The sequence below is a fragment of the Nocardioides sp. Leaf285 genome, assembly GCF_001422955.1.
GTDB classification, from domain to species: Bacteria; Actinomycetota; Actinomycetes; order Propionibacteriales; family Nocardioidaceae; genus Nocardioides; species Nocardioides kribbensis.
Genome location: NZ_LMNH01000001.1, coordinates 851,264 through 865,670, shown reverse-complemented (window position 1 = coordinate 865,670; position 14,407 = coordinate 851,264). Strand labels below are relative to the sequence as shown.

Genomic DNA, 14,407 nt, shown 5'->3' with positions numbered 1-14,407 from the left:
ACCGCAGCACCACGCGCTCCGCGCGACCCGACCAGTCCCTCATCCGACGCACCAGGAACGGACCGACCATGAGCACCACGAGCCCGCGCCGCGCCAGCGACGCCGACACCCCGCCCGACCAGGAGGCCGGCCGGCGACCCGACCAGCGCGCCGGCCGGCACTCCGGCCCCGCCGCGAGCCACGCCTCCGAGGCGCGACCCGGGCCGCTGGGGCGCCTCGGCGTCTGGGTCACCGACCACGCCCGCCTCGTCACCGGGGTCTGGCTGCTGCTCGTCGTCGGCCTCGGCGCCTTCGCCCCGCAGGTCGAGCACAACCTCTCCGGCGCCGGCTGGCAGGCCGACGGCTCGGAGTCGGTCGCGGCGCGCGAGCTGGCCCGCGAGAGCTTCGGCGGCAACGCCTCCTCCGCGATCCAGGTCGTCGTCCACTCCACCGACGGACCCGTCACCGAGGGCGCGGGCCGTGACGTCCTGACCCGGGTCACCGCCGTGCTCGAGCGCGAGCCCCGTCTGGCCGACGTCGTGGCCCCGCAGCCGGGCGCCACCCTGAGCCAGGACGGCTCGACCGCGATCGTGCTGGCCGGCGCCGGCGTCGACACCAACGAGATGGTGCGGGTGGCCACCGACCTCAAGGAGGAGCTCCAGGACCTCTCCGTCGACGGCGTCCAGGTGAACCCGACCGGCTCCTCGCTGCTGTGGTCGGACTTCAACGAGGCCAACCTCGAGGCCATGCTGACGTCCGAGATGGTCTCCTGGCCGGTGACCATGGCGATCCTGGTGCTCGCCTTCGGCGCCCTCGTGGCCGCCGGCCTCCCCCTGATCCTGACCCTCGCCGGGCTGGTCGCCTCCGCGGGATCGCTGGTGCTGATCAACGAGCTCGTCCCGGTCTCGATCTGGGCGATGAACTTCGCGATGATGTTCGCCCTCGCGCTCGGCATCGACTACGCGCTCTTCCTCGTGGTGCGCTACCGCGCCGCCCGGATGGGCGCCGGCCGCTCGGCACGCCAGGCGGTCGCGGAGACCATGGACACCGCCGGCAAGGCCGTGCTCCTCTCCGGCGCCACCGTCCTGGTCTCGCTGTCGGCGGTGATGCTCGTGCCCTCGCCGTCGTTCCGGTCGATGGCCGGCGGCATCATGCTCTCGGTCGTCTTCGTCCTGGCCGCCACCCTCACCCTGCTGCCGCTGGTGCTGTTCACGCTCGACCACCGGATCAACAAGCTGTCCCTGCCCTGGGTCAGGACCGGGGAGCACCGCTCCGCGGCCTTCGCCGCGTGGGGTGAGCGGCTCTGGAGGCGCCCCGTCGTCTGGGGTCTCGGCGCGCTGATCGTGCTGCTCGCCCTCGCCGCGCCGGTCCTCGGCCTGAAGACGGCGATGCCGTCCATCAAGGTCCTGCCGGAGGACGCCAGCGCCCGCATCGGCTACGACCTGGTCCAGGACTCCTTCGGCGACGGCGCGCCCGGCACGCTCCAGGTCGTGACCGCGGCAGCCGACTCCGAGGCCGCGAGCAGCGTGCTCGCCTCCGACCCCGGGATCGCGGGCGCCCTGCCCGCCCAGCCGGCGGCCGACGACAGCGGGCTGGTCCTCCTCCAGGCCGTCCCGACCGTCGACCCCTCCGACCCCGCCCTCGCCGACACCGTCGACCGCCTGCGCGCCGACCTGCCCGGCAGCGCGCTCGTCGGCGGCGCGGCGGTGGAGAACCTCGACCTGAAGGACCAGCTCGACGAGTCCACGCCCCTGGTGGTCGCCGTCGTGCTCGTGCTCGGCTTCCTGCTGCTGCTCGTGGCCCTGCAGGCCCCGCTCATCTCGTTGCTCGGCACCCTGGCGAGCCTGCTGTCCACCGCAGCAGCCTTCGGGGTCGCCCGCCTGGTCTTCCAGGAGGGCATCGGCGCCGACCTGCTGGGCTTCGAGGGCCAGGGCTTCCTCGACGCCTGGGCGCCGGTGTTCTTCTTCGCGATGATCTTCGCCATCGCCATGGACTACACCGTGTTCCTGCTGGCCTCCGCCAAGGAGCACTACGAGCGCTCCGGAGACCCCAAGGACGCGATGGTCGGCTCGCTGGCCCACTCCGGACGCGTCATCTTCGCCGCCGGCGCCGTCATGGTCGCGGTCTTCTTCACCTTCGCGCTCTCCGGCCCACTGCCGCCCAAGGAGATGGGGATCGTGCTCGGCGTCGCGGTGCTGCTCGACGCCTTCCTCGTGCGGCTCGTGCTGCTGCCGGTCATGCTGCGGCTCACCGGTCGCGCCGCCTGGTGGACCCCCGCCTGGCTGCGACGGGTGCTGCCCACCATCACGTTCTCGCACGGCTGACCACCCCGACCGCACCGCGCACCACCACGCACCACCTGCACCACCCCACCACCACCTCGAACCGAAGGAGCACCACCGTGTGCCGAGCAGTCACCTGCAAGCAGTGCGGCAAGACCACCTGGGCCGGCTGCGGCCAGCACGTCGACCAGGTCATGGCCCGCGTGCCCCGCGCCGACCGGTGCGCCGGCCACCCCCGCGAGGAGCGGCCCGGCCTGCTCGGGCGGCTCTTCGGCCGCAGGCCCTGAGCGCCGGGCGCCCCGCCCGGCACGGGCCGGGCCGGCGCCCGGAGGCGCTCCCAGCGGCCCGGCTCGGCCCGGCCCGGCTCGGCTCGGCTCGGGTCGGGTCGGCCCGGCTCGGCTCGGGCGCCAGCCCGGCTCAGCGCGACCCGGTTCGGCTCAGCGCGGCGCGGTCCCGGTCGGCACGACGTCGACCGGGGCTGCGGCCCGCGCCACCACCGCGGCCGTGACCGACTCGCGGCCCTCCGTCGGGTCCGTCTCCTGCGTCGGGTCCGTCTCCTGCGTCGTGTCCGTCGGGTCCGAGGTCACCGGGGCGGGCCCGCCTCGCACGGGATCGGCCGGCGCGCCGCCCGTGCCCACCACCACCAGGTCGGCGCGCCGCGAGGTCTGGAGGATCCCCTCGAGCACCGAGCCCGCGTAGAGCACGGTGTGGACCACGAGCTCCGGCTGCCACTCGCGCGCGGCGCGCTCGGCCGCCACCAGCAGCGCGTGCTCCTCGTGGGTGCGCGGCAGCACCGGCCGGGAGGGGCCGACCCGTCCGCCCGAGGCGCGACGGTCGTCCACGTGGAGGACCGTCACGCAGGTCGCGCGCCGCACGGCCCCCTCGACCGCCCGGCGCAGCACCGCCTCGTCACCGGGCCACCGGCCCAGGGCCGCGACCACGCCCACGTCCGAGCCGGCCCCGCTGCCCCGCTCCGCGCGCCTGCTGGCTGCCACCGCACTCCCCACCTCGGTCGTGCGCCCAGGCCCCCGACGGCCGGGGACGACGCCCCTCGAGCCTGCGCGACGGCGGCCGGGGCCGACAGGGACGTACGTCCCGCCCCGGCGGACCTCCGTCCCGAGCGGCGAGCACTCCCGCGAGCGGGCCGGCGGGTCGGCGGGTCGGCGGGCGCGCAGGGACCTTCGGCCCGCCGACCCGGGGCGCCCGGCCGGTGCGTCGGCGGGGTCGACGTACGAGCCTCGGGGCAGCAGCCCCCACCCACGAGGAGCACCCGATGGACCGGCCCGACCCCGCACCCGACCAGGCCCGCGACCGGGGGCCCGGTGCCCGGGCCCTGGTGGCCCACGAGTCGATGTTCGGCAACACCCGCCTCGTCGCCGACGCCGTCGCCCGCGGCCTCGAGCGTGCCGGTGTCAGCACCGACGTGGTCGACGTGGCCGAGGCCGGCGCGGTGGGCCCCACGGTGCCCGACTACGACGTGCTGGTGGTCGGCGCCCCGACCCACGCCTTCTCGCTGAGCCGCGCCTCCTCGCGCGCGCAGGCGATCGAGCAGGGGGCGCCCCTCGACCACGAGGAGCGCGGCATGCGCGAGTGGCTGGCCGAGGTGCCCGAGCCCCCGCCCGGGGCGCACCACGCCGCGACGTTCGACACCCGTGTCACCAAGGTGCGGCACCTGCCGGGCTCGGCCGCGGTGAAGGCCGCGCGGATCCTGCGCCGCCACCACTACCTCGTCGAGGACGCCCCGCGGTCGTTCTACGTCGAGGACCTGCAGGGCCCGCTCGTCGCGGGCGAGGTCCACCGCGCCGAGGAGTGGGGCGCCGAGCTCGGCGCGGCCCAGGTGGCGCGTGGTCGGTCCCCGCGGGCCTGAGCACACCGCGACCGACAGGCGCCCGGGACGCCGTGGACCCGGTGAGTCGTGGCACCAGGGCGCCGGCCGACGGGCGCTCCCGCGCAGGTCGAGGGTGGCGGGAGCAGGCCGAGACCCTGCTCGCCGGGGCCGCGGCCACCACGCTGCCGGTGGTCGACGGCTCCGGCGCACTCCACGACACCCTCGACGGGGCCGAGCGCCTGCACGCCACCACCGCGCCCGACCCACCGGCCCACCTACGGCGACCGCAGCCGCACCTCGCTCCCCCGCTGCTGGTCGAGGCGGCGGGTGTCACTGAGTCGGTCCCGACCGGGCGCGCCACGTGGGACGATCGCCCCGGAGGAGTCGGGTCGGACAGGGCCCGGCGCACGGCGGGCGGGAGGGCAGGCACGGGTGCGCGCACACGACGAGGGATGGCGGCTCTTCCGAGGGGCGGCGGCGGCGGCCGGCACGGTGCTGGTGGTGGCCACGGCCCTCATGCTCGGGCCGTGGAGCGGCCCCGACCGTGCCTGGATCGCCGCCGACGCCGCGACCATGGCCGCCGACCTCTTCGCCGTGGCCGCCGTCGCCCTGCGGGTGCGGCGCAGCCGCCCCGGCCCGGCGCGACGCGCCTGGGGCCTGGTGCTGGTGGCCCTGGTCGGCTACGCCGTGGCCGACGGCGTCTGGACGGTCTACGACATCGCCTCCGCCCCGGTGCCCTACCCCTCGGTCGCCGACCTCTTCTACCTGCTCGCAGCGCCCCCGGCGCTCGCCGGGCTGCTGCTCTTCCCCGTCGGTCGCGGGGTCGCGGTGAGCCGCGCGCGGGTGCTCCTGGACTCCGCCGTGGTGTGCTGCGCGGTGGTCCTGGTCGCCTTCATGGTGCTGCTGCGCGACGTCTTCTCCTCCCTCGGCAGCGGTCTCGGCGCGGCGGTGAACGCCGGCTACCCCGTCCTCGACGTCCTGCTGGTGTGCGTCGCGAGCCTGCTGCTGCTGCGCGGCGGCGCGGCCCGCCCCCGCGCCGACCTGGCCCTGCTGGGGCTGGGCTTCATCTGCTACGCCGTGGCCGACTCCGCCTTCGCGCTGGTGACCCTCGACGGGTCCTACGAGTCGATGCTCCTGACCGACGTGCCCTACATCGCCGCCCCCCTGGTGCTGGGCCTAGCCGCCCTCGCCCCACCCCCCGAGCAGCCGGGCACGCCCTCGGCCCGGGCCCGCCTGCTCAGCGCCGCCGCCCCCGACCTCGCGGTGCTGGCCGCGCTGGCCACGACCCTGGCCGTCGGTGGGTCGGAAGGGGCCAGCGGCCGGCTGGTGCTCCTCGTGGTCGTCCTCGCCGTGGTGCGCCAGGTCTGGCTGGGGTGGGAGAACCACCGCCTGCGCGTCGGGCTCGAGCAGCGCGTGGCCGAGCGCACCGAGGAGAACCTCGCGCTGACCGCGCGCCACGTGCACCTGCTGGAGTCCGTCGGCGAGGGGATCCTCGGCCTCGACGCCCGCGGCCGCATCGACTTCGTCAACGACGCCGGCGCCCGGATGCTCGGGTCGACGGCGGCGGCGCTGGTGGGCGCACCCGCGTGCCCGCGCCTGCACGGCGTGCACGCCGCGGCCGAGCACCCGGTGGCCGCGGCGACGGCGGACCCCGGACCGGTCGTCGAGGAGCCGCTGTGCGCCCTCGACGCCGCGCTCGGCGGCCGGGCCGTGCGCGACGCCGAGCACGGCTTCCGCCGCTCCGACGGGAGCGTGCTGCCGGTCGAGATCACCGCCGACGGCGCCCGACCCGGGCCCGACGGACGGGCCAGGGGGGCCGTGGTCGTCTTCCGCGACGCCACCGAGCGCCGCGCCGCCGACCGGCTGAAGTCGGAGTTCATCTCCGTGGTCAGCCACGAGCTGCGGACCCCGCTGACCTCGATCCACGGCGCGCTCCACCTGCTCCACGACGGTGACGTCGGCGAGCTGTCGCCCACCGCCGAGCGGGTCGTCGACGTCGCCCTGCGCGGCACCGACCGGCTCGCCCGGCTGATCAACGACATCCTGGTCGTCGACCGGCTGGAGTCGGGACGCCTGCCGCTCGACCTCGCCGACCACGACGCCGCTCCCCTCGTGGCCGGCGTGGTCGCCGCGCTCGAGCCCGTCGCCGACGCCGCCGGCATCGCCCTCGAGGCCGGCCCGGCCGAGGCGCGGGTCAGGGTCGACGCCGACCGGTTCACCCAGGTGCTGACCAACCTGGTCGGCAACGCCGTCAAGTTCACCCCCCGCGGTGGGCTCGTGCGCGTCGAGGCGGTCGTGCGCGACGGGGCCGCCGAGGTGAGCGTGACCGACACCGGCCCCGGCATCCCCCGCGAGGCGCAGGAGACGGTCTTCGAGCGGTTCCGCCAGCTCGACGAGAGCGACGTGAGGCAGCGCGACGGCTCGGGCCTGGGCCTGGCCATCAGCCGCTCCCTGGTCGAGCACCAGGGCGGGCGGATCTGGGTCGACAGCGTGCCCGGCCACGGGGCCAGCTTCCGCTTCACCGTGCCGCTCGCCGCGAGCGCGTCGGCGCCCGTCCCGGGAGCCTCGGAGGGTGGCGCCGCGGCCGGCTCGACGCATGACTCGGCCGAGCACCCTGCCGGAGGCCCCGCGGCGGGTGGCGCCGGCGTCGGCCGCACGGCGGCGAGCCCCGCTCCCGGTCGCTGAGCGCTGTCGGAGCCCCTCACTACCCTGTGGCACCCACACCGCGAGGAGAGACCATGACCGAGACCACGGCACCTCCTGCGGGGCACCCCGCCGACGGCCACGACCTGATCCGGGTGCAGGGCGCCCGGGAGAACAACCTCAAGGACGTGAGCGTCGAGCTGCCCAAGCGGCGGCTCACGGTCTTCACCGGCGTCTCGGGGTCGGGCAAGAGCTCGCTGGTCTTCGCCACCATCGCCGCGGAGTCGCAGCGGATGATCAACGAGACCTACAGCGCCTTCGTGCAGGGCTTCATGCCCTCGCTGGCACGCCCCGAGGTCGACCGGCTGGAGGGCCTCACCACGGCGATCATCGTCGACCAGGAGCGCATGGGCGCCAACCCCCGCTCGACCGTCGGCACCGCCACCGACGCCCATGCGATGCTGCGCATCCTGTTCAGCCGGCTCGGCTCGCCGTACGTCGGACCGCCGACGGCGTTCTCCTTCAACGTGCCCACCCGACGGGCCAGCGGCGTGATGTCGACCGAGCGGGCGGGGCGCACCGAGAAGAGCGTCGTGAAGGGCGCGGTCTACCTCGGCGGCATGTGCCCGCGCTGCGAGGGCACGGGCAGCGTCAAGGACATCGACCTGACGGCGCTCTACGACGACACGCTGTCGCTGGCCGACGGGGCGCTGAACGTGCCCGGCTACTCCATGGACGGGTGGTACGGCCGCCTCTTCGCCGGGATGGGGCTGCCGATGGACGCCCCGATCTCGACCTTCACCGCGAAGCAGCTCGACACGATGCTCCACGCGGAGCCGACCAAGATCAAGGTCGAGGGCGTCAACCTGACCTTCGAGGGGATCATCCCGAAGATCCAGAAGTCGATGCTCTCCAAGGACCCCGAGGCGATGCAGCCCCACGTGCGTCGCTTCGTCGACCGGGCGGTCACCTTCCAGACCTGCCCGGCCTGCGAGGGCACGCGGCTGACCACCGAGGTGCTCGCCTCACGCATCGAGGGGCGCAACATCGCCGAGCTGTGCGCGCTGCAGATCAGCGACCTCGCCGACTGGGTGCGCGCCCTCGACGCCCCGGAGGTCGCGCCGCTGCTCGTGGGCCTGCAGCACCTGCTCGACTCCTTCACCGCGATCGGGCTGGGCTACCTCTCCCTCGACCGCCCCGCGGGCACGCTCTCGGGCGGGGAGGCCCAGCGCACCAAGATGATCCGTCACCTCGGGTCCTCGCTGACCGACGTCACCTACGTCTTCGACGAGCCCACCATCGGGCTGCACCCCCACGACATCGAGCGGATGAACGACCTGCTGCTCGAGCTGCGCGACAAGGGCAACACCGTGCTGGTCGTCGAGCACAAGCCCGAGACCATCGCGGTGGCCGACCACGTCGTCGACCTCGGCCCGCGCGCCGGCGCGGCCGGCGGCGAGATCGTGTTCGAGGGCACCGTCGAGGGGCTGCGCGCCAGCGACACCCTCACCGGGCGCCACCTCGACGAGAGGGTGGCGCTCAAGGCGACGCCACGCACCCCCACCGGCACCCTCGCGGTGAGCGGTGCGGCCACCCACAACCTGCGCGACGTCAGCGTCGAGGTGCCCCTCGGCGTGCTCTGCGTGGTCACCGGCGTGGCCGGGTCGGGCAAGAGCTCGCTGGTGCACGGCTCGATCGCCGGTCGCGAGGGCGTGGTCGTCGTCGACCAGGGCGCCATCAAGGGCTCGCGACGGAGCAACCCCGCCACCTACACCGGTCTCCTCGAGCCCGTGCGCAAGGCCTTCGCGAAGGCCAACGGCGTCAAGCCCGCGCTCTTCAGCTCCAACTCCGAGGGCGCCTGCCCCACCTGCAACGGCGCCGGGGCCGTCTTCACCGAGCTCGGGGTGATGGCCACCGTCGAGTCGCCCTGCGAGGAGTGCGAGGGCCGACGCTTCCAGGCCGCCGTGCTCGAGCACACCCTGGGCGGGCGCGACATCGCGCAGGTGCTCGCGATGCCGGTCGAGGAGGCCCTGGCCTTCTTCGCCGAGGGCGAGTCGCGGGTGCCGGCCGCCCACGCCGTGCTCGAGCGGCTGCGCGACGTCGGCCTGGGCTACCTCAGCCTCGGCCAGCCCCTCACCACGCTCTCCGGCGGCGAGCGCCAGCGCCTCAAGCTCGCGGTGCAGATGGCCGAGAAGGGCGAGGTCTACGTGCTCGACGAGCCGACCACCGGGCTGCACCTCGCCGACGTGCGCCACCTGCTCGCCCTCCTCGACCGCCTCGTCGACTCCGGCCGCTCGGTGGTGGTGATCGAGCACCACCAGGCCGTCATGGCCCACGCCGACTGGGTCATCGACCTCGGCCCCGGCGCCGGCCACGACGGCGGCCGCGTCGTCTTCGAGGGCACCCCGGCCGACCTGGTCGCCGCCCGCAGCACGCTGACCGGGCAGCACCTCGCCGCCTACGTCCGCGCCTGACGCCGCCTCACCCGGTCGCCCCACCCGGGCGCCCGGCCCGGGCACCCGGCCCCGCGCCGATCCGACCACGCCCGCGCAGCAGCGGCCTAGGCTCCTCGGCATGAGACGCTCCGCCGCCCTCGCCGCCCCCGTGACGCTGCTGGCCCTGCTCGTCGGGTGCAGCGACGACGACTCGGCCAGCGACGGGGCCGCATCCCGCGGAGGCGCGACGACGAGCGCGACGCCCGCCCCGTCGGACCCCGGCACGCCCTCCGGGAGCGACGAGGGCGCCCCCTCGCAGGACTCCGCGCCCGCGCCGGGCGCCCCCGACGCCGCCGTGCCGGGCGCGTGCCGCCAGGTGGTGCTGGGCATCGACGCCTTCAACCTCGGCGACTACGAGGAGACGGTGCGCCGCTTCGAGGAGGCCGTGCCCCTGGCCCGGGAGGCCGTCGACGACGACCCCACCACCGACGCCGCCGACCTGCTGGAGGCGGTGGAGTACTACGCCGAGCTGGCCCCCGAGGACTACCTCGGGGCCGCCGCCACCTCGCCCGACTTCGCGCGCTACAAGGAGATCACCCTGGGCCAGTGCGCCGCCGTCGGCGCCGGGCGCCCCGTGCAGAGTGAGCCGCCCGGCCAGCTGGCCTGAGCGGGCCCCAGTCGCCCACCGGCCCGGGCGGAGGCCCGGTCGTCTGACTGTGCGTCTGCACCAGCCGCTGCCCGGGCGCTCGGGCGGCCGATCGGGCGGGCCACCGGCCCTCGCTGCCCGGGGGCCGGTGGGATGCGTACCGTGTCCTCACCGCCATGACCACCGAACCGACCGACGCCTCCCCCGCGAGCGCCTCCCCTGGGAGCGCCCCGCCCGTGACCGCCCCGCCCGTGACTGCGGCGCCTGCCCAGGGCCGCAAGCTGCTGCTCGCCGTCGACGCGCCGTCGCTGCTGCACCGCAACCACCACGCGCGGGCGGAGTCGGCGCTGCTCGACCAGGGTGGTCGCCCGGCGTGGGCGCTGCACGGCATGCTGCGCCAGATCCTCGAGGCCATCGACCAGTTCGCGCCCGACGCGGTCATCTTCGGGCTCGACGACCGCCGCGACTCGGTGCGGGAGCGGATATACCCGGCGTACAAGGCCGGACGCGCCGCCAAGGACGCCACCCTCGTCGACCAGCTCGAGCGGGCCGCGGCGCTCCTCGACGCCCTGGGCCTGCAGACCGTCACACCGGCCGGGCTCGAGGCCGACGACGTGAGCGCCTCGGCCGCGGTGTGGGCCGAGACCCACGGGTGGGAGTGCGTCATCATCACCTCCGACCGCGACTCCTTCGCCCACATCAGCGAGCACACCCGCGTGCTGCGGCTGATCAACGGCGGCATCAACGCCTCCCCGCTGCTCAACCCCGCGCGGCTCTTCGCGCTCTACGGCATCGCCGCCGAGCACTACCTCGAGTACGCCGCCCTGCGCGGCGACGCCAGCGACAACCTGCCCGGCGTGCCCGGCATCGGGGAGAAGACCGCGCCGGTGCTGCTCTCCCAGATGGGCTCGATGCGCTCGGTGTGGGCCGACATCGAGCACTGCGACGGCGCCAACCTCGTCGCCGCGCTCGACTCCTACTGCGAGGAGACCGGCCAGCGCCGCATCGGCGCCGGGCTGCTCAAGCGGCTCACCGCACCGGGCGCCCGGGAGCGCTTCGACTTCAACCTCGCGATCATGTCGGGCCGCCCGGTCGACCTGGGACTGACCCCCGACGTGCCCGGCACCCCGGGCCTGCTGCCGCTCGACCCCGACCGGGTCTCGCGCGTGGTCGGCTACCTCGGCGTGCCCGCCACCACCCAGCTGGCGCTGCGCGTGCTCACCGAGCCACCGGGCTCGCGGCTGGCCGCACCGACCTGGGGCTGAGGGCCCTGACCGGGTGCGTCGCGGTCGTCGCCGGCTGCACCAGTGGGGGCGACCCGCCCGCACGTCTCGCACGTCCGTCCTGCACGTCTCGTACGTCCGTCCCGCGCAATTGCGCCACTTCAGCGGTCGGCCCGCCCCGGCAACCGCACCAGCGGCGCACACCCACCCCGGCAACCCCACCCCACCCACGCAATTGCGCCACTCCAGCAACCAGGCCGCCCCGGGAACCGCACCAGCGGCGCAACCCCACCCCGGCAACCCCACCCCACCCACGCAATTGCGCCAGGGCGGTGTCGTCGGCGAAGAGGCGTAGGGCCTCCCCGCCGTCGTGGGCGGCCACCACGTCGTGAGCGGCCTGTGCAGACCGCACGAGCACCTTGCGGATCTCTCCTGGTCCTCGCCTATCCCGATGCGGTCCGCGGTGGCGTGTCCTGGGCCCGGTCGCGGATCAGCGCAGCGCGGAGGCGCTGACCCGGTCGCCCCAGACCGCCTCCGCGCCCGAGTCGCCCACGCGGTAGACCTGCACCGCGGTGGCCAGCGCCGCCACGACGGCGAGCACCGCCACGACGGTCGTCAGCCACGAGGGCCCCGGGGCCGGCTTGCCCGCGGCCGAGCGGCGCGCGAGCACCACCATGACCAGGGTGAGCACCAGGAGCGGGATCGCGAACCACAGCAGCTGCTCGCCGAGCTCGGCGTGCTCACCCGGGTCGCCCACCCGCTGCTCGAGTGCCTCGCCGCTCGAGGTCGCCACCGGCACCAGCACGGTGGCGACCGCGGCGACGCCGACGACCAGCGGCCCGAAGGTCACGCGCCAGCGCGGCCGGGCGGCGATCGCGATCGTGCCGAGCACCGCGAGCGGCAGCAGCACGACGACGGCGTGCACCACGAGCGGGTGGACGGGCAACCCGTCGATCAGGTCGAACATGGAGGACCTCCGGAGTCTGTGGCCGTCCGGGGATCGGAGCGGTCGGCCCGTGGGCGTGGACCGATCATGGCGCAGCCACCTGAGGAGCGCCTGATCCGGCGCGCCGCCGCCTCGGTACCATCCGCGCGCGGCGCCGACCACGGCGCCGCGGACCGTCGCGACACCCAGGGGAGCACCGGTGCGAGCAGTCGTCGTCGAGCAGTACGGGCAGGCACCGGTCGTGCGGGAGGTCGCCGACCCCGAGCCGCCCCCGGGCGGGGTGGTGGTGCGCGTGCACGCCACCGGGCTGTGCCGCAGCGACTGGCACGCGTGGGCCGGCCACGACGACGGCGTCACCCTGCCGCTCGTGCCGGGCCACGAGCTGGCGGGCACGGTGGTCGCCGTGGCCCCCGACGTACGCCGCTGGCGCGTGGGCGCCCGCGTGACCACGCCCTTCGTCTGCGGCTGCGGGCGCTGCGCGTGGTGCACGAGCGGTCAGGCGCAGGTCTGCCCCGACCAGACCCAGCCGGGCTTCACCCACGACGGCTCCTTCGCGGAGCTGGTCGCGCTGCGGGCCGCCGACACCAACCTCGTGGCCGTGCCCGACGCGGTCGGCGACGCCGCGGCGGCCAGCCTGGGCTGTCGCTTCGCCACCGCCTACCGCGCCCTGAGCGCCCGCGCCGACCTCCGCCCCGGTGAGTGGGTCACGGTCGTGGGCGCCGGCGGGGTCGGCCTCAGCGCGGTGATGATCGCGGTGGCCCGGGGGGCGCGGGTCGTGGCCGTCGACCGCTCCCCCGCCGCCCTCGACCTGGCCCGCCGCCTCGGCGCCGAGCACACCGTGCTCGCCGCCGAGCCGGCCGACCCGGCCGCCGGGCGGCCGCCGGGTCACGACGTCGGCCCCGGGCCGAGCCGGGTCGCCGAGGAGGTGCACGACCTCACCGGCGGCAGCCACGTGGCCCTCGACGCCGTGGGCAGCGCGGCCACCTGCGCCGACGCGATCCACAGCCTGCGCCGCCGCGGGCGCCACGTGCAGGTCGGCCTCCTGCCCGCCGTCGACGGCCACCCGCCGGTGCCGATGGACCGGGTGGTGGCCTGGGAGATCGACGTGCTCGGCAGCCACGGCATGGCCGCGGCCGACTACCCCGCCCTGCTCGCCGAGGTCGAGCGCGGCGCGCTGCGCCCCCAGGACCTGCTCGAGCGGGTCGTCGACCTCGACGAGGGCGCGAGGCTGCTGCCCGGCGTCGCCACCGCGTCACCGGCCGGCATCACCGTGATCGACCCGCGCCTGCCGGCCCGCGGCTGAGCCGGCGCTGCCGGCGTACCCCCCCGCAGGGCCGCAGGGCCGCGCGCGGCGTCCGGAGAGGGGGAAGCCTCCCGCGGCACGGGCCGGCCCTGCCATCATCGGAGCCATGAGCACCGACAGCGCCGACGCCACCGCCACCGGGGTCACCTGGACCCCCGACCTGCTCGGCGAGGGCTACGAGCAGCACGTGATGGACCTCGGGGAGGACCCCGACGGCGAGGGCGAGGTCGCGGCGGTGCTCGTGCGGCGCGGCGTGCGCGAGGGCGAGTCCGTGCGCGGCGCGACCCTCTACGTCCACGGCTTCTCCGACTACTTCTTCCAGACCGAGCTGGCCGACTTCTTCGCCGAGCGCGGCCAGGCCTTCTACGGCCTCGACCTGCGCAAGTGCGGTCGCGCGCGCCGTGAGGGGCAGACGGCCCACTTCGTCTCCGACCTGGCGCAGTACGACGCCGAGCTCGACCGCTCCCTGGAGCTGGTGGCCGCGGCGCACCCGGGCGTGCCGGTCACCGTGGTCGCGCACTCCACCGGGGGCCTCATCGCCCCGCTGTGGCTCGACCGGCGCCGCCGCGCGGGCCGGCTCGCGCCGATCGCCGGGCTGGTGCTCAACAGCCCCTGGCTCGACCTCCAGGGCAAGCCGGTCATGCGCGGCCCGGTCACCTGGGCGGTGCGGGCGCTGTCGAAGGTCCGCCCGCTGCGCGCCCTCGACCTGCCCGAGGGCACCTACGGCGAGACGCTCCACGTCAGCGGCACCGGGGAGTGGGAGTTCGACACCGTCATGAAGCCGCTCGAGGGCTTCCCCGTCACCGTGGGCTGGCTCAACGCCGTGCGCCGCGGCCACGCGCGGCTCCACCGCGGGCTCGACGTGGGCGTGCCCTCACTGGTGCTGCGCTCCGACAAGACCTACTACTCCTCGCGCTACTCCGAGCGCAGCGACCGCGCCGACACCGTGCTCGACGTGCGCCAGATCGCCCGCTGGTCGGGCTGCCTGGGCTCCGAGACCACGGTCGTGCCCGTCGTCGACGCCCGCCACGACGTCTTCCTCTCCCTCGCCGAGCCCCGCGCGGCCGCCTACGCCGCCGTCGACACCTGGCTGCGCACCCACGATTTGGCCGGCTGAGGCCC

General features: G+C 75.7%; 11 protein-coding genes. 9 read left to right on the top strand and 2 right to left on the bottom strand.

Annotated elements, in window-relative coordinates:
- The first annotated feature begins 68 nt into the window (after positions 1-68).
- Together ASF47_RS04020 and ASF47_RS21540 are read left to right on the top strand one after the other, a co-directional pair.
- Positions 69-2,303 carry an MMPL family transporter gene (locus ASF47_RS04020; protein WP_056862640.1) on the top strand — a complete coding sequence of 745 codons (2,235 nt, stop codon included), beginning with the start codon at positions 69-71 and terminating at the stop codon, positions 2,301-2,303.
- Positions 2,304-2,380: 77 nt separating this feature from the next.
- Positions 2,381-2,548, top strand: coding sequence for a hypothetical protein (locus ASF47_RS21540; protein WP_165699016.1), 168 nt, complete (start codon positions 2,381-2,383; stop codon positions 2,546-2,548).
- Between the two features lie 150 nt (positions 2,549-2,698).
- Here ASF47_RS21540 and ASF47_RS04015 read toward each other — a convergent pair whose 3' ends face one another.
- The gene (locus tag ASF47_RS04015; protein ID WP_056862639.1) at positions 2,699-3,256 is read right to left on the bottom strand and encodes a universal stress protein; all 558 of its coding nucleotides are present in this window, start codon (positions 3,254-3,256) and stop codon (positions 2,699-2,701) included.
- Between the two features lie 278 nt (positions 3,257-3,534).
- Between ASF47_RS04015 and ASF47_RS04010 the strand changes: the two genes are divergently transcribed.
- From ASF47_RS04010 to ASF47_RS03990, 5 genes are all read left to right on the top strand, one after another.
- A complete protein-coding gene (locus ASF47_RS04010) occupies positions 3,535-4,128 on the top strand; it encodes a flavodoxin family protein (protein ID WP_056862638.1) in 594 nt (197 codons plus the stop codon).
- Positions 4,129-4,521: 393 nt separating this feature from the next.
- Complete coding sequence (locus ASF47_RS04005) at positions 4,522-6,774, top strand: PAS domain-containing sensor histidine kinase (protein ID WP_056862637.1); 2,253 nt, start codon at positions 4,522-4,524, stop codon at positions 6,772-6,774.
- Between the two features lie 53 nt (positions 6,775-6,827).
- Positions 6,828-9,206: an ATP-binding cassette domain-containing protein gene (locus ASF47_RS04000; RefSeq protein WP_056862636.1), complete on the top strand. Its 2,379-nt coding sequence runs from the start codon at positions 6,828-6,830 to the stop codon at positions 9,204-9,206.
- A 100-nt stretch (positions 9,207-9,306) separates the two neighbouring features.
- Complete coding sequence (locus ASF47_RS03995; protein WP_156697710.1) at positions 9,307-9,834, top strand: hypothetical protein; 528 nt, start codon at positions 9,307-9,309, stop codon at positions 9,832-9,834.
- 155 nt (positions 9,835-9,989) lie between these two features.
- Positions 9,990-11,078: a 5'-3' exonuclease gene (locus ASF47_RS03990; protein WP_235558612.1), complete on the top strand. Its 1,089-nt coding sequence runs from the start codon at positions 9,990-9,992 to the stop codon at positions 11,076-11,078.
- 448 nt (positions 11,079-11,526) lie between these two features.
- On the opposite strand, the gene ASF47_RS03985 is transcribed toward ASF47_RS03990, so the two are convergent.
- Positions 11,527-12,003, bottom strand: coding sequence for a DUF2231 domain-containing protein (locus tag ASF47_RS03985; RefSeq protein ID WP_056862634.1), 477 nt, complete (start codon positions 12,001-12,003; stop codon positions 11,527-11,529).
- Between the two features lie 178 nt (positions 12,004-12,181).
- Here ASF47_RS03985 and ASF47_RS03980 point away from each other — a divergent pair, with 178 nt between their 5' ends.
- Positions 12,182-13,285 (top strand): alcohol dehydrogenase catalytic domain-containing protein, encoded by a 1,104-nt coding sequence (locus tag ASF47_RS03980; RefSeq protein WP_056862633.1) that lies wholly within the window; start codon positions 12,182-12,184, stop codon positions 13,283-13,285.
- 106 nt (positions 13,286-13,391) lie between these two features.
- On the top strand, positions 13,392-14,402 hold the full coding sequence (locus tag ASF47_RS03975; RefSeq protein WP_056862632.1) for an alpha/beta hydrolase: 1,011 nt from the start codon (positions 13,392-13,394) through the stop codon (positions 14,400-14,402).
- Positions 14,403-14,407 lie beyond the last annotated feature (5 nt).

What these genes read in the sequence shown, in the direction of transcription:
- ASF47_RS04020 (WP_056862640.1), top strand. Translation starts at nt 69, where the DNA reads ATGAGCACCACGAGCCCGCGCCGCGCCAGCGACGCCGACACCCCGCCC.
- ASF47_RS04010 (WP_056862638.1), top strand. Translation starts at nt 3,535, where the DNA reads ATGGACCGGCCCGACCCCGCACCCGACCAGGCCCGCGACCGGGGGCCC.
- ASF47_RS04000 (WP_056862636.1), top strand. Translation starts at nt 6,828, where the DNA reads ATGACCGAGACCACGGCACCTCCTGCGGGGCACCCCGCCGACGGCCAC.
- ASF47_RS03995 (WP_156697710.1), top strand. Translation starts at nt 9,307, where the DNA reads ATGAGACGCTCCGCCGCCCTCGCCGCCCCCGTGACGCTGCTGGCCCTG.
- ASF47_RS03990 (WP_235558612.1), top strand. Translation starts at nt 9,990, where the DNA reads ATGACCACCGAACCGACCGACGCCTCCCCCGCGAGCGCCTCCCCTGGG.
- ASF47_RS03985 (WP_056862634.1), bottom strand. Translation starts at nt 12,003, where the DNA reads ATGTTCGACCTGATCGACGGGTTGCCCGTCCACCCGCTCGTGGTGCAC.
- ASF47_RS03975 (WP_056862632.1), top strand. Translation starts at nt 13,392, where the DNA reads ATGAGCACCGACAGCGCCGACGCCACCGCCACCGGGGTCACCTGGACC.